The following is a 378-nucleotide window of genomic DNA, read 5'->3' on the forward strand; positions in this document are numbered from 1 at the left end:
TAATTACCACCGCTGACGTTGGTGATCGAGTTGCTGATCGGAGCTTGACCAGTCAACGCATCGTTCGGTGCGGTGAAGGTCGCGGTGCCGGTGGTCTGGCCGACAGCGATGGTGATGTTCTGGCCGTTGGCCAGGGTCACGACAACCGGCGAACCGGTTACTGGCGCGCCCACAGTCGCGGTGTAAGTCACGGTGCCGCCTTCGGCCACCGAGGTATCGGCGGTCAGTTTGACCGTCGAGGTGTCGATGGTGTCGGTGACTTGGGTGACCGCTGGCGTGGTGTTTGGCACCAGGCTTTCAAAATTTCCGCCGGTCGCGCCGGTGATCGTCGCCTGCACCGAACCGGCATCTTTGTAGACGTCGTCAGTCGGTGCAGCA

General features: G+C 61.9%; 1 protein-coding gene. It reads right to left on the minus strand.

What is annotated here, in order from left to right; all coding sequences use genetic code 11:
- On the minus strand, positions 1 to 378 hold a 378-nt coding region (locus HU727_RS25575), incomplete at both ends, for an immunoglobulin-like domain-containing protein (RefSeq protein ID WP_217847164.1).

The sequence above is a fragment of the Pseudomonas khorasanensis genome, assembly GCF_014268505.2.
Lineage (GTDB): Bacteria > Pseudomonadota > Gammaproteobacteria > Pseudomonadales > Pseudomonadaceae > Aquipseudomonas > Aquipseudomonas khorasanensis.